Below are 17,264 nucleotides of genomic sequence, written 5' to 3' on the forward strand. Positions count from 1 at the left end.
GTCAGTCTTCCCATTCGGTCGGCAGCGGAAGCCCCGCCGGGTTCACCGCGGCGACGATCTCGGTGAGCACGCGCCGGGTCTGGGTCTCGCCGACCCACAGATGCCGGCCGCCGTCAACCGCGATCAGGGTCGCATCCGGGATCGCGGCGAAGCGCTCCCTCGCCTCCGCGGGACGGAGATAGTCGTCGAACTCGGGGATCAGCGCGATCACCCGGCGCGGATCGTCCGCCCACCCGGCGAGATCCTCGCCGGTGGCGCGATGCAGCGGAGGGGAGAGCAGGATGGCGCCGTCCACCGGATGCTCCCTGCCGTACTTCAGGGCGAGCTCCGTGCCGAAGGACCAGCCCAGTAGCCAAGGGCGAGGCAGCGCACGCTCGCGCACGAGGTCCATCGCCGCGGCGACGTCGAGACGCTCGGAGGCCCCGCCATCGAACGATCCCTCGCTCGTGCCCCGGGGAGACGTCGTCCCCCGCGTGTTGAACCGGAGCACCGCGAGGTCTGCCAGCGCCGGGAGCCGCGCCGCCGCCTTGCGGATGATGTGAGAGTCCATGAAGCCGCCGGCCGTCGGCAGCGGGTGCAGCGTCACGAGGGTCGCCACCGGGTCGTGCTCGAGCGGGAGCGCGAGCTCGCCGACGAGCGTCAGGCCGTCGGCGGTGCGCAGCTCGATGTCCTCGCGACGGGCGGGCAGCTCGAGCGGCCCGCGGATCTCGACGCTCATGCGATCCTCCAGCAGTGCGAATGCCAGTGACGGCGAGCCGCGAGGTCCGCGGCGTCGCCCAGCACGCCGTCTGCGCGCCACACGACCACGTGGGCGACGCCGGCGGCGACGGCTCCCCCACATCCGGGGCAGACGTAGTCCTTCTGCGCCTGAGCCGAAGAGACCGGTTGAACCGACCACTCCTGCCCGCGCCGGGACTCCGTGCGCTTCCAGCCGGAGATCAGGCGGTCGAGCGACTCATCGGCGGCGCTGCTGTCCGGTCGGCGTCGTCGTGAGCGTGCCATCGCGGCCGCTCACCACCAGTGCTGACGAACCCAGGCCGAGTACGCGCCCGCCCAGCCGCCGTAGCGGCTGTTTGCGTAGCCGGTGCCCCAGCGCAGGTTGTCGACGGGGTTGTAGCCGTTGCCCGGCACCTTGCTGCACGGCAGGGCCTGGACGAGACCGCAGGCTCCCGAGCCCTTGTTCGTCGCGTTCGGGTTCCAGCCGCTCTCATGCGAGACGATGTAGTCGACGTAGGGCCAGTCGCTCTGCGCGATGCCGGCCGCCGTCATCCACTGCTCCTTGGAGCCGCCGCCCGTGTACTTGGGCGTGCCGACGTTGCCGCCACCACCGCCGCCGGACTTGCCGGTGCCGTCGTTCGACGCCGTGGTGGGCTTCTCCACCGGCTTGGGCTTCGGCTTGACGTAGACCTCATAGGAGCCGCGCACGATGGGCTCGATCGTCGCGCCCTCGGCCGACACCGTGACGCTCTGGGTGTCCTTCGCTGCGAGCGAGTACGCCGTCACGGACTCCGTCGTGGCGGGCGGGTCGGCCAGTGCCACTCCGGTCGGGGCGAGGAGCGCGGCGGAGAAGCCGACGACCGCCAAACCGGCCAGCACGGCCACGACGGGCTTACGCGCTGACTTCCGCGTGCTCTGAGCGGATCGCACGGAGGCCGCAGGACGCAGGTCTTTTGATATCGATTCGTTATCGGGAGTCACGATGAAGCTCAGTCTACGCAATCTCGTCTGAAACATCTATGGGAAGCCCGGCACGTCGCAACATGACGTGTCCGGGCGTCAGCGCACGGCGAGGATGACCTCGACCGTGGCGTCGAGCAGGGCGTCCACCTGCTCCTCGCGGTATCCACCGCGCTGCATCCGGAACGCCGTCGACCTCACCTGCTCCGCGGTCAGATGCTCCCCGTCGCGGAGGAACCGCACGATGCGATCCGCCACATGGTCGACCTCGTCGATGCGGTACCCGAACGTGAGAACGCCGGTACGGGCGAAGCGGTGCCGTCTGTCGCGCGCGAGATGGTCGAGAATGAGCTGCGCCTCGGTCCTGGCACTCTCGACCCAGGCCCCCACCCCCTGCTCGCGCACCGCTCTCTCCCGTCGCCGAGCGGCGAAGGCGTCCTCGACGCGCCCGAGGGCCGCATCGACGTCGGCGACGGCGTATCCGTTCTTCACCAGCGGGAACGAGGCGGTCCGCACCTCCTCGGCGCTCAGCTCCGCGCGGTCGTCCTCGAAGGCGCGCCGGGCGGACTCGAGGAACGCGTCGACCGCCGTGCGGTGGTAGCCCTTCACCCGCCCGCTGGTGAGCGGGAAGGCGGCGGGACTCGACTCGGCGTCCTGGGGAGCATCGGTGCGGGCAGCCATCATCAGGACACCATCCAGGAGGAGAGCAGGACGTACAGGGCGAGGGCGGGCACCGTGGAGGGCAGGATGCTGTCCAGACGGTCCAGGAGGCCGCCGTGACCGGGAAGCCAGGAGCTCATGTCCTTGATGCCCAGGTCGCGCTTGAGCATCGATTCGCCCAGGTCGCCCATGGTCGCCGACAGCAGCACCGCCGCACCGAGCACGAGACCGGCCCAGATCGGGATGTGGAGCAGGAAATAGCCGAGCAGCGCACCGGCGAGCAGCGAGCCGACCACCGCACCGGCGAAGCCCTCCCAGGTCTTCTTCGGACTGATCCGGGGCGCCATGGGATGCCGGCCGAACGCGAGGCCCGTCGCATAGGCCGCGGTGTCCGCCGCCACGGCGATCGCGATGAACGACAGCACCCACCATTCGCCGTTCTCACGATTGAGCAGCATCAGCGCGACGGCGGTGAGGAACGGCACATACACCTGGATGAAGGCGCCGACCGTGAGGTCGGCGATCACGGCGCCATAGGTCCGACCGTCCTGCTCGACCATCTGGCCGATCACCCGCCAGACGACAGTGAACGCCACCGCGGCGAACAGGGCGACCCAGACGAGCCAGGGGGCGGCGAAGTACCCGGAGACGATGAGGAGGCCGCCCGCGACCATCTGCGGGATGACGTCGATCTTCCGGCCGCCGGCACGGAGCGCACGAGCAAGCTCATAGGTGGCGAGCACGCCGATCGCGACGGCGATCGGGACGAACAGCACCTTGTTGAAGAGGAGCGAGCCAAGCAGGACGGCTCCGAAGACGAGCCCGATCGCGATCGCGAGGAACAGGTTGCGTCCCGTTCGCTGGTTGATCCGCTCGTTCGCCTGCTCGAACTGGTCGCGCGCATGCGCGACGTGCGTGCCGATCTCGTCACGGGCTGCGCGCCACTGCTCGCGGATCGCGCTCTGATCCCCCGTGCTGAGACCGTCGATGTCATCCGCGGGGTGCGGGGGGCGCGGGGGGATGCTGCGGGCGTCGAATCCGGGGAAGGCCTCGTCCTCGAGCGGCACCGCCGGCGCAGGCGCGGGCATCACCGGAATGCCGCGCACCGGCGTCTCGACGTCCTCCCCATCCATCCGGAGGCCGTCGTCGTCCGGCGTCCCCACGTCCCGCGCCTCGCGCCGGGTGCGGGGACGATCCTGCGAATCGGACTCGTCGGACATCCCGCTCACACCTCGAGGAGCTCGGCCTCTTTGCGCTTCAGGGCGTCGTCGATGAGGTCGACGTGCTGGCGGGTGAGCCCGTCGAGCTCCTTCTCCCCGCGCGAGACCTCGTCTTCGCCGACATCGGACTTGAGCGCGTCCAACTCGTCCTTCGCCTTGCGGCGGATGCCGCGGACGTGGACCTTCGCGTCCTCGCCCTTGGAGCGCACGAGCTTCACGTACTCCTTGCGGCGCTCCTCCGTGAGCTCGGGCATCGTGACACGCACGATGTTGCCGTCGTTGGTCGGATTGGCTCCGAGGTTCGGCATGTCGCGGACCGCCTGCTCGATCGCCTTCAGCGCCGACTTGTCGTAGGGCGTGATGACGAGGGTCCGCGCCTCGGGGTTGGCCATCGAGGCCAGCTGCGCGAGCGGGGTCGGCGACCCGTAGTAGTCGACGAGGAGCTTCTGGAACAGCTGCGGGTTGGCGCGGCCGGTTCGGACCGTGGCGAAGTCCTCCTTGGCGGCTTCGACCGCCCGCCCCATGCGAGTGGTGGTTTCAGCGAGGACGTCCGCGATCACGGGTTCTCCTATCGTCGAGTGGTTCCTGGCAATCTTATCCGGAGGGCACGATCCCGTCCGGAGCATTCGGCTCTGTCCCGGCGATCCGGGCCCGCCGCTGCAGCACCTCAGGCGGTGACGAGGGTGCCGATCTGCTCCCCCAGCAGCGCACGCGTGACGTTGCCCTCGGGCTCCATGCCGAAGACGCGCATGTCCATGTTGTTGTCCATGCAGAGGCTGAACGCCGTCGAGTCCACCACCTTCAGCCCGCGCTGCAGGGCGTCCCGGTAGGTCACGCGATCGATCCGCTCGGCCTCGGGGACCTTCTTGGGGTCGGCGGTGTAGATCGCGTCCACGCCGTTCTTCGCGACGAGGACCTCCTGGGCGCGGATCTCCAGCGCGCGCTGGGCCGCGACGGTGTCCGTGGAGAAGTAGGGCAGGCCCGCGCCCGCACCGAAGATGACCACGCGACCCTTCTCCATGTGGCGCTCCGCCCGCAGCGGGATGTAGGGCTCGGCGACCTGGGTCATCGAGATGGCGGACTGCACGCGAGTCGCTGCACCCGCCTGCTCGAGGAAGTCCTGGAGCGCGAGGGCGTTCATGACGGTGCCCAGCATGCCCATGTAGTCGGCGCGTCCGCGGTCCATGCCCCGCTGGCTGAGCTCCGCGCCGCGGAAGAAGTTGCCTCCGCCGACGACGATGGCGATCTCGACGCGGTCGACCGCAGCGGCGATGTCGCGCGCGATCTGGCTCACCACATCCGGGTTGACGCCGAGCTGGCCCCCGCCGAAGGCCTCTCCGGAGAGCTTGAGGAGGACGCGACGGCGTCCGGTGCGTTCGGTCATGAGTGGGTCCTCTCGTCCGGGAATCACGATAGTGGGTGCGGGCATGAAGAAGGGGTTCGGACCCTGTGGATCCGAACCCCTTCCGGTGCCTTACGCGCCGACCTTGAAACGCGCGAAGTCGGTGACAGTGATACCGGCGTCCTTCGCGACCTGGCCGACGGACAGCTTGTTGTCCTTGGCGTAGTCCTGGTCGAGCAGTGCGACCTGCTTGAAGAACGCGGCCACGCGGCCCTCGACGATCTTCGGCAGGGCGGCCTCGGGCTTGCCCTCGTTGCGGGAGATCTCGGTGACGATCTCGCGCTCCTTCTCCACGACGTCCGCCGGGACGTCCTCACGGGTGAGGTAGATGGGGTCGGCGAACGAGATGTGCTGAGCGATGCTGCGCGCGGTCTCCGCGTCGGAGCCGCTGTAGGCGACGACGACGCCGATCTGCGGCGGCAGGTCCTTGCTGGTGCGGTGCAGGTAGACCTCGAGGCCCTCGCCCTTCACCGTGCGGACCCGGCGCAGCTCGACCTTCTCGCCGATGATGGCGGCTTCGTCGGAGATGAGCTGCTCGACGTTCTGGTCGCCGGCCGGCGCGGCCAGGACGGCCTCGACCGTCTCGGCGCCGACAGCGGCGGCCGCGTCGGCCACCTTCTCGGCGAGGGCGATGAAGCGCTCGTTCTTCGCGACGAAGTCGGTCTCGCAGGTGAGCTCGATCAGCGTGACGGAACCCTCGCCCTCACGAGCGACGATCAGGCCCTCGCTGGTCGAACGGTCAGCGCGCTTCGCGTTGCCCTTCGCGCCCTTCAGACGAAGGATCTCGGTCGCCTTCGCGACGTCGCCCTCCGCCTCCTCGAGAGCCTTCTTGGTGTCGACCATTCCGGTTCCGAGCTGCTCACGCAGCGCCTTGATGTCGGCGATGGTGAAGTTGGCCATGTGTGGTGGCTCCTTGCTTCGTGTGTGTGCGTGGGTGCTTACTTGTTGTCCGCGTCGGCGTCGGCCTCAGCCGGAGCCTCCTCGACAGGAGCCTCCTCGGCGACTGCCTCCTCGGCGGGAGCCTCGACGGTCTCCTCGGCCGGGGTCTCGGCGGCCTCGGCCGGAGCCTCGTTCTGCTCGAGCAGCTCGCGCTCCCACTCCGCCAGCGGCTCGGCGTCGCCGGCCTCGGGGTTGTGCTTCTGCTGCAGGCCCTCGGCCGCGGCGTCGGCGATGATGCGGGTCAGCAGCGAGACGGAGCGGATCGCGTCGTCGTTGCCGGGGATCGGGTACTGGAAGTCGTCCGGGTCGGCGTTGGTGTCGAGGATGCCGATCACCGGGATGCCGAGCTTCTTGGCCTCGTCGATCGCGAGGTGCTCGCGCTTGGCGTCGACGACCCAGAGGGCGGACGGCGTCTTGGTGAGGTTGCGGATGCCGCCGAGCGACTTGTGCAGCTTGTCGAGCTCGCGCTTCTTGAGCAGCAGCTCCTTCTTGGTGAAGCCGCTCGCCGCCGGGTCGTCGTAGTTGAGCTCCTCGAGCTCCTTCATGCGGGCGAGGCGCTTCGAGACCGTCGAGAAGTTGGTCAGCAGGCCGCCGAGCCAGCGCTGGTTCACGAAGGGCTGGCCGACGCGGGTGGCCTGCTCCGCGAGGATCTCCTGCGCCTGCTTCTTGGTGCCGACGAAGAGGACGGTGCCGCCGCGGGCGACGGTCTCCTTGACGAAGTCGTACGCCTTGTCGATGTACGACAGCGACTGCTGCAGGTCGATGATGTGGATGCCGCTGCGCTCGGTGAGGATGAAGCGCTTCACCTTCGGGTTCCACCGACGGGTCTGGTGTCCGAAGTGCACGCCGCTGTCGAGCAGCTGGCGGATGGTGACCACAGCCATGGTCGTCTCCTGGTTCTGACGCTCTCGCGTCGTCGAGGTTTCTTCTCTCGGGCCGAAAGGCCTTCGATCCTGGTGCCCGGCACGCTCCCGCCTCGGAAGAGGACCTGTGGGAGCGGATGCCGCGATCGAGATCGCTATGGGCACGCGTAGTCACCCCGATGTTCGAGGTGCCTCATCAGTGTACAGGATGCACGGCGGCAGGACGGCTGACCCTCCATCCCCATTCCATCCTTCTCCCCGCCGCTCCCCCGTGCCTGGATCGTCGCCGCACCGCAGGGGAAGCGGGCGCGGACAATCGACCGATGCTGCCGATTCTGCCCTCTCCTCCCTCCCCACCGGGGCGCCCTCGCGTGCCCGCAAGACCTCTCCCGCTCCGCGCTGCCGGCGCGCTGTTGGCCCTGACCACGGCCGCGATCGGTTCGCCCGTCGCCGCGTCGCCGCCGCGGACCTCCTTCTCGGCCCCGGGAGGCGACGTCGCGGCACCGTCGGACGTTCCCTGGGTCTGGCCGGTCGGGGGCGCGCGCACGATCGTCGAGCCGTACCGCGCGCCGGAGCACCGCTACGGCGCCGGTCACCGGGGAATGGACCTGACGGCAGCCGGCGTGGTCGTCGCTCCGGCAGCGGGCATTGTCGCCTTCGCCGGGCGCATCGCGGATCGCGGCGTGCTGACCATCGACCACGGTGACGGCTACGTCATCACCCTGGAGCCGGTCGCATCGACGCTCGTGCCGGGCGACGCCGTGGGCGCAGGGACGCCGATCGGAGAGGTCGCCTCCGGAGGGCATGCGCCGGGCGGAGCGCTGCACGTCGGCGTACGCCTGGATGGGGAGTATCTGAACCCGCTGCCCCTCTTCGGCGCGGTGCCTCGAGCGATCCTGTACCCGTGCTGCGAGGGTGCGCCGTGAGCGGCTCAGGCGCGCGGGTGGGCCAGACGATACGCCGCGGCGAGACGCTCTGACGAGACGTGCGTATAGATCTGAGTGGTGCCCAGGCTCGCGTGCCCCAGGATCTCCTGCACCGCACGCAGATCGGCTCCGCCGTCCAGGAGGTGCGTCGCGGCGGTGTGACGTAGCGCGTGCGGCCCGATCGTCTCCGTGCCCACCACAGGGGCGAGCACGCGCGCGACGAGCTCGTAGACGCTGCGGGCGCCGATCCTGCGTCCACGGGCGCCGAGCATCAGCGCAGGACTCGCGCCCTCGGCCCGCACCGCGAGAGAGGGACGGCCGCGCACGAGGTAGGCCGACAGCGCGTCGCGCGCCGGAGATCCGAACGGCACGACGCGCTCTTTGGCCCCTTTTCCCAGCACCCGGGCTGTGGCGCGGTCGAGGTCGAGGTCGTCGATGTCCAGACCGCAGAGCTCGGACACGCGCATGCCTGAGCCGTAGAGCAGCTCGAGCGCCGCGTGATCGCGCAGAGCGACCGGATCACCGCCCGCCGCCGCGTCGCGTTCGGCGTCGAGGAGGCCGCGCATGCCCTCTTGCGAGGCGACGACCGGCAGCGTACGGGGGCGCTTCGGCGTGACCAGGCGCAGCGCGGGGTCGACGGTGATCAGCTCTTCGTCCTTCGCCCAGCGGAACAGCGATCGCGCCGCGGCCGCCCGGCGCGCCAGCGTCGATCGCGCGTCGCCCCGCTGCGTCGCCCGCCACAGCCACTCCCGAAGGGTCTCCAGATCGATCTCGTCCAGGCGCCCCTCAAGCCCCACGACGGCGCCGAGGTCCGTGAGATCGGCGCGGTACGCGCGCACCGTCGCTGGCGAGAGACGACGCACCTGTTCCAGATGCGTCGTGAACGCCGAAACCGCCTCGTCGAACCTCACCCCCTCAGAATGCCGCTCCCTCCCTCTCCGGACGTGCCGCCGCGCCGGTCCCCGTAGTCCATCCCCATCGCCGATCGCACCTCGTCGAGCGTGCGACGCGCCGTCTCACGTGCCCGCTCGACTCCTTCGCGCAGGACTCCCGTCGCCGTCTCGTCATCGATCTCCGCACGGCGTGCGCGATGCGCCGAGAGACGTCCGTTCACCGCGTCGATGGCCAGCGCCTTCAGCGCGGCGCTGCCGGCCCCTCCGAGGCGATCCGCGATCGTCCGGGGGTCCTCGCCGGTGCAGACCGCGACGGTGTCCAGCAGCGCCGAGACGCCCGGGCGACTTCCCGGGTCGTAGGTGATGCCCCGCTCGGAGTCCGTCCGTGCGCGCCGGATCACCGCAGCCGTCTCGTCGGCGCTCATCCCCAGCGAGACCGCGTTGCCGTAGCTCTTCGACATCTTCCGGCCGTCCAGTCCGGGCAGCTCCGGCGCGTCGGTGATGAGTCCCTCCGGCTCGGGGAACACCTCGCCGAAGCGCTCGTTGAAGCGACGTGCGATCGTCCGCGCGACCTCGACGTGCGGCAGATTGTCTTTGCCGACGGGAACGAGGTCGCCCTTGCAGAACAGGATGTCCGCGGCCTGATGAACGGGATAGGTCAGCAGAAGGCCGCTGAGCGCCCGTCCGGACACCGCTGCCTCTGCCTTGACCGTGGGGTTCCGGTGCAGCTCGGCCTCGGTGACGAGGCTGAGGAACGGGAGGATCAGCTGGTTGAGCTCGGGGATCGCGGAGTGCACGAAGATCGTGGTGCGGTCCGGATCGATCCCCGCCGCAAGATAATCGCGAACGGCGCCCAGCACATGGGCGCGGACGTCGCCCAGAGTGTTCCGATCGGTGATCACCTGGTAGTCGGCGACCACGATGTGCGTCTCGACACCGAGGTCCTGGAGCCGTACCCGCTCCTGGATCGTGCCGAAGAGGTGCCCGAGGTGAAGGGGGCCCGTCGGCCTCTCGCCGGTCAGCATCCGATGACGTTCGGGATGGGCGGCGATGTCGTCGCGCAGTGCGGTCATCCGTGCAGCGGTCGCGGTGAAGGAATCCATTCGTGTGCTCCGAGGTCAGGGGACGCACGGATGCCAGTACCGCGCTCACGCGGCTGCCGTGCAGCCCGCGCGAGTTCATGCGTTCGACTGCTAGGTCAGCAGCCACCAGTCGAGGTTCGAGAAACGCATGCGACCAGGATATCCTCTCGACGGTCAGCCCCTGCACACCCAGCCGCCCTCCCGCCGCGAGACGCCCTCCTCCAGTTCGAGGAGGCCGAGCAGCCCACTGACCCGCGCGAAAGACAGTCCCGCCCTCCGCGCGATCTCCTCCGCGCGGAGGGGCATCCTGGTGCTCATCGCGTCGAGGAGCCGCCTCCGGTCGGGATCCTGCGTCGCAACGGTCTCCGCGGAGTCCCCCTGCTCGCCCCAGAGCTCGCGCACCTCTGCGGCAGTCGTCACGCAGGTCGCGTCGAACTCGCGCATCAGCCGATGGGTTCCCGCCGAGGACGCGGATGTCACCGGCCCGGGCACGGCGCCCAGCGGGCGTGCGAGCGCCGCCGCGTGGGCCGCGGTGTTCAGGGATCCGCTCCGCCGCCCCGCCTCGACGACGACGGTCGCCACACCGGTCGCAGCGATCAGCCGGTTGCGCTGAAGGAACCGCCACTTGGTGGGAGCACCGCCGCACGGGACCTCGCTCATGATCGCCCCGCTCTCCTGGATGCTGCCGAACAGCTGCCGGTGTCCGGCGGGATAGAGCCGATCGACCCCGCCTGCGAGGAACGCCACTGTTCGGCCCCCGGCACCCAGCGCCGCACGATGCGCCGCACCGTCGATGCCATAGGCTCCACCGGACACGATGACGGCGCCGCCCGCTGCGAGATCGCCGGCGAGCTCCGTGGCGACGTGCTCGCCATAGGAGGTGGAGGCCCTCGCCCCGACGATCGCGACCGGCCGCACCGCGCCCAGCGCCTGCGGATCGCCGCGTACCCAGAGGAGGACCGGCGCGTGAGCGCCGAGGTCATCGACCCCGACCGGCCACGCCCGGTCGCCGGGGAACAGCAACGATGCGCCGACCTCGACGGCACCGCGCAGCGCCTCACCGATCGCGCCGGCATCCGCGCGAGGACGCCAGCGCGCGACGGCATCCGAGAGGTCCGCCGCCGAGATCTCGGCGCGCTCCCAGGCCTCAGACGAACAGAGTCCTCCCCCGGGCCAGACGAACCTCAGCGCATCGATGGGCCCGTGCGCCTGGATCAGCGCTCCGGCGATCCGGTCGCCCGGCTCGATCAGCACCGACCAGGTCGCGCGCGCGATCGTCTCCGCCGTCGAAGTACTCGGCCGAAGCCTCAGCGCGATGTCCGTGAACTCGGCGGCCGACAGCAATGCCGCGATGCTCATCGACGGCGCGCTCATGCGGCCAGTCCCCTTTTCAGGTAGAGCGCACGGCCGATCTCGTCCGCACCTGGGCTCATGGCACCGGCGAGATCAGCGAGGGTCCAGGACAGCCGGAGCGTGCGGTCATACCCGCGAAGCGTGAGCCCGCCTCGTTCGAGCGCGCGATCGAGCGGCGCGCGTACCTCCCTCGAAAGCCGGAGATCGCCCGACCGCAAGCGCTCCCCCGGCACGTCGGCGTTCCGTCGCCATGGGGTCCGCGCCCACCGGGCCGCAGCTGCCGCCCGCGCCTCGCGCACGAGTCGGCGCGCCGATGCCGTCGTCACCGGCGACCGCTCGCCTGCCGTCGCCGCCGACGCCGCGACGCGCGATACCTGCAGCTCGATGTCGATGCGGTCGCGGAGCGGCCCCGAGAGCTTCGACGCATAGCGCCTGATCGCGATCGGCGGGCAGATGCACTCACCGCCGCGTACCCCGTACTCGCCGCAGGGACAGGGGTTCATGGCCAGCATCAGTTGGAACCTGGCCGGATAGGCCGCGGTGAAGCCGGCCCGATGCACCTCGATCCTTCCCGATTCGAGCGGCTGACGCAGCGCATCGAGGGCGATCCGTGAGAACTCGGGCGCCTCGTCGAGGAACAGGACGCCCCGATGCGCCCGCACGATCGCGCCCGGTCGGGCCGCCCTCGACCCGCCTCCGACGAGCGCGGCGGGCGACGCGCCGTGATGCGGGGCTTCCAGTGGCGGGGTCCGGTCGAGTCGGGTCACGCCCTCGCCGGCGAGCGAACGGATCGCCGCCACCTCGAGCGCCTCGTCGTCCGCGAGTTCAGGGAGTATCCCCGGCAGTCGCCGGGCGAGCATCGTCTTCCCCGCCCCGGGCGGACCGCTGAGCAGCAGGTGGTGTCCGCCCGCTGCGGCCACCACGAGCGCCTCGACCGCATCATCCTGTCCGATCACCTCCGAGAGGTCGAGCTCGTGCCGATCGACGACCGGGGATGGCGGTCCCTCGACCGCGTCGACGTCGGGGACCTCGACCTCCGCACCGTGCACGGCAGCCGTCTCGGCGAGCGACGAGACCGCGCACACCTCGATCTCCGGCACGAGCCTGGCCTCCTCGGCATTGGCATACGGCACGACCACGCGTTCGAACCCCGCACGTGCGGCGGCGAACACGGCGGGGAGGACCCCGGGCACCGGCCGGACGCGGCCATCGAGCCCGAGCTCACCGATGTGCACGGTCTGGCGTATCGAGCGCGAGGGCATCATCCCGCTGGCGGCGAGGGTGCTCACGGCGACCGCGAGGTCGAAGCCCGATCCCTGTTTGGGCAGGCTCGCCGGGGACAGATTGACCGTCATCCGTCGCCGCGGGAGGTCGAGACCTGCATTCGCGCAGGCGTTCCGCACCCTCTGCGCCGCCTCACCGAGCGACTTGTCCGGGAGCCCGATGATCCGGAACTCGGGGGTCTGGTTCGACACGTCGGACTCGACCTCGACCATGTGTCCGTCCACCCCCGTGAGCGCGACCGCCCAGGTGCGTGCGGTCGTCACAGCAGGTCTCGCAGATGCTCGAGCCGCGCCGTCCTCGGATCGTCTCCCACGAGGCCGATCGCGTCGAGGCGGATCACGCGCCCCCGGGATCGCTCCGGATGCGCGGACGCCCACGCGAACGCGAGCCGCCAGAGCCGCCGCCTCTTGCGCTCGTCGATCGCCTCGAAGGGATGCCCGAAGCGCTCACTCGAGCGGGTCTTCACCTCCACGACGATGAGGGAACCGCCCTCGCTCGCGACGAGGTCGATCTCGCCCTGATCACACCGCCAGTTGCGGTCTTCGATCACGTAGCCGAGCCCGCGCAGATGCGCCGCCGCCCGCTCCTCCCCGGCCCTGCCGAGGTCGTCTTTCGCTGCCATCCCGCCAGCGTGCCGTCTCCGGTCGCCGGCGGAGCAGCGGAATCACGTCATCCGGGAGAGCCGGCGAAGGTCATGCGATGGGGAGCAGGAGTGGATGCAGTCACTTGCCATCGAGGGACAGCTCGTCGGGGAGCTCGAACTCCCGGCGCTGCAGCTCCTCGACGTTGACGTCTTTGAAGGTCAGCACCCGCACGGCCTTCACGAAACGATCGGCGCGGTAGATGTCCCACACCCAGACGTCGTTCATCGAGATCTCGAAATAGAAGTCGTGCTCGGTGTCACGGCGCACCACGTTCACCTCGTTGGCGAGGTAGAACCGGCGCTCCGTCTCCACGACGTACTGGAACTGCGAGACGACGTCGCGGTACTCGCGGAACAGCGCGACCTCGAGTTCGCGGTCGTAGTCGTCGAAGGCTTCGTCATCCATGGTTACTCCATCCTAGGAGGACGGAGAGGGCGACGCCCACCGCGTCAGAACAGGGTCGGGGCGCCGGCGATCGACCACGACGCGCGATGATGCGGGGACAACCCGAGATCACGGATCGCGGCACGGTGCTCGGCGCTCGCGTATCCCTTGTTGCGGTCCCATTGGTACTCCGGATGCTCCGGATGCAGCTCGCCCATGTACGCGTCCCTCGCGACCTTCGCGATGACCGACGCCGCCGACACCGAGGCGCAGTCCCGATCGCCCTTGATCACCGGGCGCACGTCGAGCCGCACCGGGTGGACGGCGGAGACGTAGTCATGGTTCCCGTCGAGGATCACCAGCACGCGCTGTGAGGAGATCCCTGCGCTGACCGACAGGATCGCGCGAGAGGCGGCCAGCCCGAGCGCCCTCATGATGCCGACGTCGTCGATCTCCCCTGCACTCGCCCATCCCACGGCGGACGCCTGAACCCATGACGCCGCTCGCGCGGCGACATCGGGGCGACGCCGCTCCGTGACGAGCTTGGAGTCGCGCAGTCCGTCGGGTACCCGGCGCCTCGCGCCCGCGGGATCCATCAGGGCCGCGCCGACGGCGACGGGACCGGCGAGAGCTCCTCGCCCGACCTCGTCGAGGGCGATGATCAGGTCGACGTCCTTCAGCAGCCGCCGCTCCAGGCGGAGTGTCGGCGCGACCACGGTCACTTCTTCGGCTCCGCCACTCCCGCGAAGACGTCGTCATGCGTGTCGACGATGCCGAGCCGGTCGAAGGGCCAGGTGGTGAAGAACGCCCTCCCCACCACATTGTCCAGCGGCACGAATCCTCCGCCCGGGAGGTTCTGGTGCGCCCGGGAGTCCTGGGAGCGGTCACGGTTGTCCCCCATGACCCAGATCGATCCGGCGGGGACGGTCACGTCGAAATCGTCGTCCGACGCCCGCGTGTCGCCGGGCGGGAGGTCCAGGTAGGAGGACTCGTCGATCGGGGTCCCGTTGATGGTGATCTGCCCGACGGCGTTGCAGCAGACGACGTGATCGCCCGGGAGGCCGATGATCCGCTTGACCAGATGGTCCTGCGAGTCGGCCGCGGACAGGCCGATGAAGGTCAGCACGTTGTCTACCGCCTCCACGAACGCCGGACGGGACGGCGTCTGGGGTGCCGGCGGCAGCCAACCGCCCGGATCCTTGAAGACCACCACGTCGCCCCGGTCGTAGTGGGTCCAGCGCGGGGTCAGCTCGTCGACCAGGATCCGGTCGTTGATGAGCAGGGTGCGCTCCATCGACCCGGAGGGGATGTAGAACGAGCGCACGACGAAGGACTTCACCACGAAGGACACCAGCGCCGCGATCACGATGATCACCACGATGTCGCGCAGGAAGACGAGGAAGCCGCGCCGCCGTCTCGGGGTTTCGGCTGCGGGTGAGGCCTCGGTCGTCATATCCATCCTTCGCATCGCACGCCGTCCGGCGACGGCACCTTCAAGGTTCGCACATCCCCGGTGAACGAACGCACCCCGGGACGAAGTGTCCCGGGGTGCGTGTCGGAGATGCGCTTACTTGTCGCGCTTCTCCTTGATCTTCGCCTTCTTGCCGCGCAGGTTGCGCAGGTAGTAGAGCTTCGCGCGACGCACGTCACCGCGGGTGACGACCTCGATGTGGTCGATCACCGGGGAGTGCACCGGGAAGGTGCGCTCGACGCCCACCTGGAAGCTGATCTTGCGGACGGTGAACGTCTCGCGCACGCCATCGCCCTGGCGGCCGATCACGACACCCTGGAAGACCTGGATACGCGAGCGGTTGCCCTCGGTGATGTTCACGTGCACCTTGACGGTGTCGCCGGGGAAGAACTCGGGGATGTCGCTACGGAGGGAAGCCGCATCGACGGCGTCGAGGATCTGCATGATCGTCTCTCTCTGCACTCGCCACAGGTCGCGTGCATGCTGGAAGGGATACGTAGTGGTGTGCCGAACGGCGCCGAAGGCGTCCGCGGGTTCCCCTGAGGCAGAACCGGTTCACGGCACAAACATCTATTCTGCCATGGATCGGGAGCGCCGCCAAAACGCGGAGGACGGCGATCCGCTCAGTCGCGCGACTCCGTCTCACGGACGATGATGACGTCGTGCACGCGGTCGCGCTCGGGCGCTCCCGCATCGGAGACCGGCCCCTGCCAGGAAGCGGTCTCGCGGATGCTCAACCCGCTCCCCCGCGCCTCGCTCCACAGCTGCCAGAGCTGCAGCCAGAACAGGGCGAGGGCCGCGGCGATCGCACCGGTGAGCAGCAGCGGGAACACACCTTGCGGGAAGAACCCCACGGCGATGGTGAGCGCATGCCACACGCCGAATCCGAGCACGTCCCACCAGGAGACCGCCCGCTCGACGCGCACCGACGGGCGAGCCCGCGTGAGCAGCGTGAGGACGAGCTGCCCGACGAGCACGGAGGGCACCGCGATGAACAGAACCCAGAGGAACGCCCACCCGTTGGCCTGGAACACTCCCCACCCGATCAGCAGCCACAGCGGCAGCACGAAGGCGGCCGGGATCAACCACCGGAAGAACACGCTGCGCAGCCACATACTTCGATCGTACGTCGCCGCGATGCCGGGGGCTTCGGCGTTCGCTGTGAGCTTGCGCACCATCTCATCAGGGAGAATGGAGGAGAAGAGAGGATCCCCCGATGATCGAACTGCGCACGCCCGCCGAGATCGAAGAGATGCGCGCCGCCGGCCGCTTCGTGGCCGAGACGCTGGCGACCCTGCGCGACGAGACGAAGGTCGGGACGAATCTGCTCGCGATCGATCGCCGCGCCCATGACCTGATCCGGAAGGCCGGGGCGGAGTCGTGCTACATCGACTACGCACCTTCCTTCGGGAACGGCCCGTTCGGCAAGGTGATCTGCACATCCGTGAACGACGCGGTGCTGCACGGTCTCCCGCACGACTACGCCCTTCGCGACGGCGACCTCGTCTCGCTGGACTTCGCGGTGTCGGTCGACGGGTGGGTCGCCGACTCGGCCGTCTCCTTCGTGGTGGGCACGCCCCGCGACGAGGACCTGCGCCTCATCGACACCACCGAGCGCGCACTCGACGCGGCCATCTCCGCCGCCACTGTCGGGAATCGGACCGGCGACATCTCCGCGGCGATCGCCGCGGTCGCGCACGGCGAGGGCTACTCGATCAACACCGACTTCGGCGGGCACGGCGTGGGGCGCACCATGCACGGCGACCCGCACGTCGCCAACGACGGACGCGCGGGCCGGGGCTTCCCGCTGCGCGCCGGCCTCGTCCTCGCACTCGAGCCCTGGTTCCTCGCGACCACGGACGAACTGATCACGGATGCCGACGGCTGGACCCTGCGCAGCGGGGACGGATCACGGGGATCCCATTCCGAGCACACCGTGGCGATCACGGCGGACGGTCCGATCGTCCTCACCGACCGCACCTTCCTCGGGGTCCGCTGACGCGGAACGCCGCCGCTTCAGGCGCTTCCGGCACGCTCCCACTCCGCCACCGGCCCGGGCACGACGACGAAGAGCGGATGCGGCTCCGGTGCGGCGACGCCGCGCCATCGTTCCCAGAGCTCGGGGCTGCGCCGGGCCAGCTTCGCCAGCAGATGCTCCCATTCCGCCGACAGCTGCCCGTCGGACACCTCGATCCGCCCGTCGACCGCCGTCCGCCGCCCGATGCGGTCACGGTCGAAGCGGTATCCGCGCGCATCCGCCTCGTCGGCGACGCCCCTCAGGAAGGATGCGACCGCGTCCAACGGCTCGGACTGCGCGCGGAAGCGCACCAGCTGCGGGTGGCTGCGGTATCCGCGCGTGTCCCCGGCGAGGACCGCCTGAGCGAGCAGGGCCTCCCGCCAGCAGGCCACCAGCGCCTGACGGTCGAGATGGCGCGGATGCACCGACCAGAGTCTCATCGCGCGGCT

22 protein-coding genes are annotated in these 17,264 nt (G+C 69.8%); 2 read left to right on the forward strand and 20 right to left on the reverse strand.

Annotated elements, in window-relative coordinates:
- Window position 1: 1 nt before the first annotated feature.
- From ABWO84_RS00265 to rpsB, 9 genes are all read right to left on the reverse strand, one after another.
- Window positions 2-718: an alpha/beta hydrolase gene (locus ABWO84_RS00265; protein ID WP_353111322.1), complete on the reverse strand. Its 717-nt coding sequence runs from the start codon at window positions 716-718 to the stop codon at window positions 2-4.
- Entirely contained in the window at window positions 715-1,002 is a 288-nt protein-coding gene (locus tag ABWO84_RS00270) for an Rv1322 family protein (protein WP_353111324.1), read from the reverse strand. The genes ABWO84_RS00265 and ABWO84_RS00270 overlap by 4 nt, the downstream gene beginning before the upstream one ends.
- A gap of 9 nt (window positions 1,003-1,011) precedes the next feature.
- The gene (locus ABWO84_RS00275) at window positions 1,012-1,602 is read right to left on the reverse strand and encodes an aggregation-promoting factor C-terminal-like domain-containing protein (protein WP_353111326.1); all 591 of its coding nucleotides are present in this window, start codon (window positions 1,600-1,602) and stop codon (window positions 1,012-1,014) included.
- A 174-nt stretch (window positions 1,603-1,776) separates the two neighbouring features.
- Window positions 1,777-2,361 carry a DivIVA domain-containing protein gene (locus tag ABWO84_RS00280; protein WP_353111328.1) on the reverse strand — a complete coding sequence of 195 codons (585 nt, stop codon included), beginning with the start codon at window positions 2,359-2,361 and terminating at the stop codon, window positions 1,777-1,779.
- Window positions 2,361-3,557: a phosphatidate cytidylyltransferase gene (locus tag ABWO84_RS00285; RefSeq protein ID WP_353111330.1), complete on the reverse strand. Its 1,197-nt coding sequence runs from the start codon at window positions 3,555-3,557 to the stop codon at window positions 2,361-2,363. Before ABWO84_RS00285 ends, ABWO84_RS00280 begins: the two co-directional genes overlap by 1 nt.
- A 5-nt stretch (window positions 3,558-3,562) precedes the next feature.
- Window positions 3,563-4,117: a ribosome recycling factor gene (gene frr / locus ABWO84_RS00290; protein WP_353111332.1), complete on the reverse strand. Its 555-nt coding sequence runs from the start codon at window positions 4,115-4,117 to the stop codon at window positions 3,563-3,565.
- Window positions 4,118-4,224: 107 nt separating this feature from the next.
- On the reverse strand, window positions 4,225-4,941 hold the full coding sequence (gene pyrH / locus ABWO84_RS00295; protein ID WP_353111334.1) for a UMP kinase: 717 nt from the start codon (window positions 4,939-4,941) through the stop codon (window positions 4,225-4,227).
- Window positions 4,942-5,031: 90 nt separating this feature from the next.
- Entirely contained in the window at window positions 5,032-5,859 is an 828-nt protein-coding gene (gene tsf / locus ABWO84_RS00300; protein WP_353111336.1) for a translation elongation factor Ts, read from the reverse strand.
- 38 nt (window positions 5,860-5,897) lie between these two features.
- Entirely contained in the window at window positions 5,898-6,782 is an 885-nt protein-coding gene (gene rpsB / locus ABWO84_RS00305; RefSeq protein ID WP_353111338.1) for a 30S ribosomal protein S2, read from the reverse strand.
- A 350-nt stretch (window positions 6,783-7,132) separates the two neighbouring features.
- Between rpsB and ABWO84_RS00310 the strand changes: the two genes are divergently transcribed.
- A complete protein-coding gene (locus ABWO84_RS00310) occupies window positions 7,133-7,687 on the forward strand; it encodes a murein hydrolase activator EnvC family protein (protein WP_353111340.1) in 555 nt (184 codons plus the stop codon).
- A 5-nt stretch (window positions 7,688-7,692) separates the two neighbouring features.
- Here the strand turns inward: ABWO84_RS00310 and ABWO84_RS00315 are convergent, their stop codons facing one another.
- From ABWO84_RS00315 to ABWO84_RS00360, 10 genes are all read right to left on the reverse strand, one after another.
- The gene (locus ABWO84_RS00315; protein WP_353111342.1) at window positions 7,693-8,598 is read right to left on the reverse strand and encodes a tyrosine-type recombinase/integrase; all 906 of its coding nucleotides are present in this window, start codon (window positions 8,596-8,598) and stop codon (window positions 7,693-7,695) included.
- Window positions 8,595-9,683 carry a tryptophan--tRNA ligase gene (trpS, locus tag ABWO84_RS00320; RefSeq protein ID WP_353111344.1) on the reverse strand — a complete coding sequence of 363 codons (1,089 nt, stop codon included), beginning with the start codon at window positions 9,681-9,683 and terminating at the stop codon, window positions 8,595-8,597. The genes ABWO84_RS00315 and trpS overlap by 4 nt, the downstream gene beginning before the upstream one ends.
- A gap of 153 nt (window positions 9,684-9,836) precedes the next feature.
- Window positions 9,837-11,036, reverse strand: coding sequence for a DNA-processing protein DprA (gene dprA, locus ABWO84_RS00325; RefSeq protein ID WP_353111346.1), 1,200 nt, complete (start codon window positions 11,034-11,036; stop codon window positions 9,837-9,839).
- On the reverse strand, window positions 11,033-12,562 hold the full coding sequence (locus ABWO84_RS00330; protein WP_353111348.1) for a YifB family Mg chelatase-like AAA ATPase: 1,530 nt from the start codon (window positions 12,560-12,562) through the stop codon (window positions 11,033-11,035). The genes dprA and ABWO84_RS00330 overlap by 4 nt, the downstream gene beginning before the upstream one ends.
- Window positions 12,559-12,921, reverse strand: coding sequence for a YraN family protein (locus tag ABWO84_RS00335; RefSeq protein WP_353111350.1), 363 nt, complete (start codon window positions 12,919-12,921; stop codon window positions 12,559-12,561). Before ABWO84_RS00335 ends, ABWO84_RS00330 begins: the two co-directional genes overlap by 4 nt.
- A gap of 100 nt (window positions 12,922-13,021) precedes the next feature.
- Entirely contained in the window at window positions 13,022-13,348 is a 327-nt protein-coding gene (locus ABWO84_RS00340) for a DUF2469 family protein (RefSeq protein WP_353111352.1), read from the reverse strand.
- A 44-nt stretch (window positions 13,349-13,392) separates the two neighbouring features.
- On the reverse strand, window positions 13,393-14,049 hold the full coding sequence (rnhB, locus tag ABWO84_RS00345; protein ID WP_353111354.1) for a ribonuclease HII: 657 nt from the start codon (window positions 14,047-14,049) through the stop codon (window positions 13,393-13,395).
- The gene (lepB, locus tag ABWO84_RS00350; RefSeq protein ID WP_353111356.1) at window positions 14,046-14,780 is read right to left on the reverse strand and encodes a signal peptidase I; all 735 of its coding nucleotides are present in this window, start codon (window positions 14,778-14,780) and stop codon (window positions 14,046-14,048) included. The genes rnhB and lepB overlap by 4 nt, the downstream gene beginning before the upstream one ends.
- A 114-nt stretch (window positions 14,781-14,894) precedes the next feature.
- The gene (gene rplS, locus ABWO84_RS00355) at window positions 14,895-15,242 is read right to left on the reverse strand and encodes a 50S ribosomal protein L19 (protein WP_353111358.1); all 348 of its coding nucleotides are present in this window, start codon (window positions 15,240-15,242) and stop codon (window positions 14,895-14,897) included.
- Window positions 15,243-15,421: 179 nt separating this feature from the next.
- A complete protein-coding gene (locus ABWO84_RS00360; protein WP_353111360.1) occupies window positions 15,422-15,973 on the reverse strand; it encodes an MFS transporter permease in 552 nt (183 codons plus the stop codon).
- Window positions 15,974-16,014: 41 nt separating this feature from the next.
- Here ABWO84_RS00360 and map point away from each other — a divergent pair, with 41 nt between their 5' ends.
- Window positions 16,015-16,797 (forward strand): type I methionyl aminopeptidase, encoded by a 783-nt coding sequence (map, locus tag ABWO84_RS00365; protein ID WP_353111362.1) that lies wholly within the window; start codon window positions 16,015-16,017, stop codon window positions 16,795-16,797.
- A gap of 17 nt (window positions 16,798-16,814) precedes the next feature.
- Here map and ABWO84_RS00370 read toward each other — a convergent pair whose 3' ends face one another.
- The gene (locus ABWO84_RS00370) at window positions 16,815-17,255 is read right to left on the reverse strand and encodes a pyrimidine dimer DNA glycosylase/endonuclease V (protein ID WP_353111364.1); all 441 of its coding nucleotides are present in this window, start codon (window positions 17,253-17,255) and stop codon (window positions 16,815-16,817) included.
- Window positions 17,256-17,264: the final 9 nt, after the last annotated feature.

Origin of the sequence: Microbacterium sp., from assembly GCF_040394595.1 — a bacterium.
Classification (GTDB): domain Bacteria; phylum Actinomycetota; class Actinomycetes; order Actinomycetales; family Microbacteriaceae; genus Microbacterium.

Bases quoted from the DNA above. Each gene is read 5' to 3' on its own strand.
- ABWO84_RS00265 (WP_353111322.1), bottom strand. From the start codon at position 718: ATGAGCGTCGAGATCCGCGGGCCGCTCGAGCTGCCCGCCCGTCGCGAG.
- ABWO84_RS00270 (WP_353111324.1), bottom strand. From the start codon at position 1,002: ATGGCACGCTCACGACGACGCCGACCGGACAGCAGCGCCGCCGATGAG.
- ABWO84_RS00280 (WP_353111328.1), bottom strand. From the start codon at position 2,361: ATGATGGCTGCCCGCACCGATGCTCCCCAGGACGCCGAGTCGAGTCCC.
- ABWO84_RS00285 (WP_353111330.1), bottom strand. From the start codon at position 3,557: ATGTCCGACGAGTCCGATTCGCAGGATCGTCCCCGCACCCGGCGCGAG.
- pyrH (WP_353111334.1), bottom strand. From the start codon at position 4,941: ATGACCGAACGCACCGGACGCCGTCGCGTCCTCCTCAAGCTCTCCGGA.
- tsf (WP_353111336.1), bottom strand. From the start codon at position 5,859: ATGGCCAACTTCACCATCGCCGACATCAAGGCGCTGCGTGAGCAGCTC.
- rpsB (WP_353111338.1), bottom strand. From the start codon at position 6,782: ATGGCTGTGGTCACCATCCGCCAGCTGCTCGACAGCGGCGTGCACTTC.
- trpS (WP_353111344.1), bottom strand. From the start codon at position 9,683: ATGGATTCCTTCACCGCGACCGCTGCACGGATGACCGCACTGCGCGAC.
- dprA (WP_353111346.1), bottom strand. From the start codon at position 11,036: ATGAGCGCGCCGTCGATGAGCATCGCGGCATTGCTGTCGGCCGCCGAG.
- ABWO84_RS00335 (WP_353111350.1), bottom strand. From the start codon at position 12,921: ATGGCAGCGAAAGACGACCTCGGCAGGGCCGGGGAGGAGCGGGCGGCG.
- ABWO84_RS00340 (WP_353111352.1), bottom strand. From the start codon at position 13,348: ATGGATGACGAAGCCTTCGACGACTACGACCGCGAACTCGAGGTCGCG.
- lepB (WP_353111356.1), bottom strand. From the start codon at position 14,780: ATGACGACCGAGGCCTCACCCGCAGCCGAAACCCCGAGACGGCGGCGC.
- rplS (WP_353111358.1), bottom strand. From the start codon at position 15,242: ATGCAGATCCTCGACGCCGTCGATGCGGCTTCCCTCCGTAGCGACATC.
- map (WP_353111362.1), top strand. From the start codon at position 16,015: ATGATCGAACTGCGCACGCCCGCCGAGATCGAAGAGATGCGCGCCGCC.
- ABWO84_RS00370 (WP_353111364.1), bottom strand. From the start codon at position 17,255: ATGAGACTCTGGTCGGTGCATCCGCGCCATCTCGACCGTCAGGCGCTG.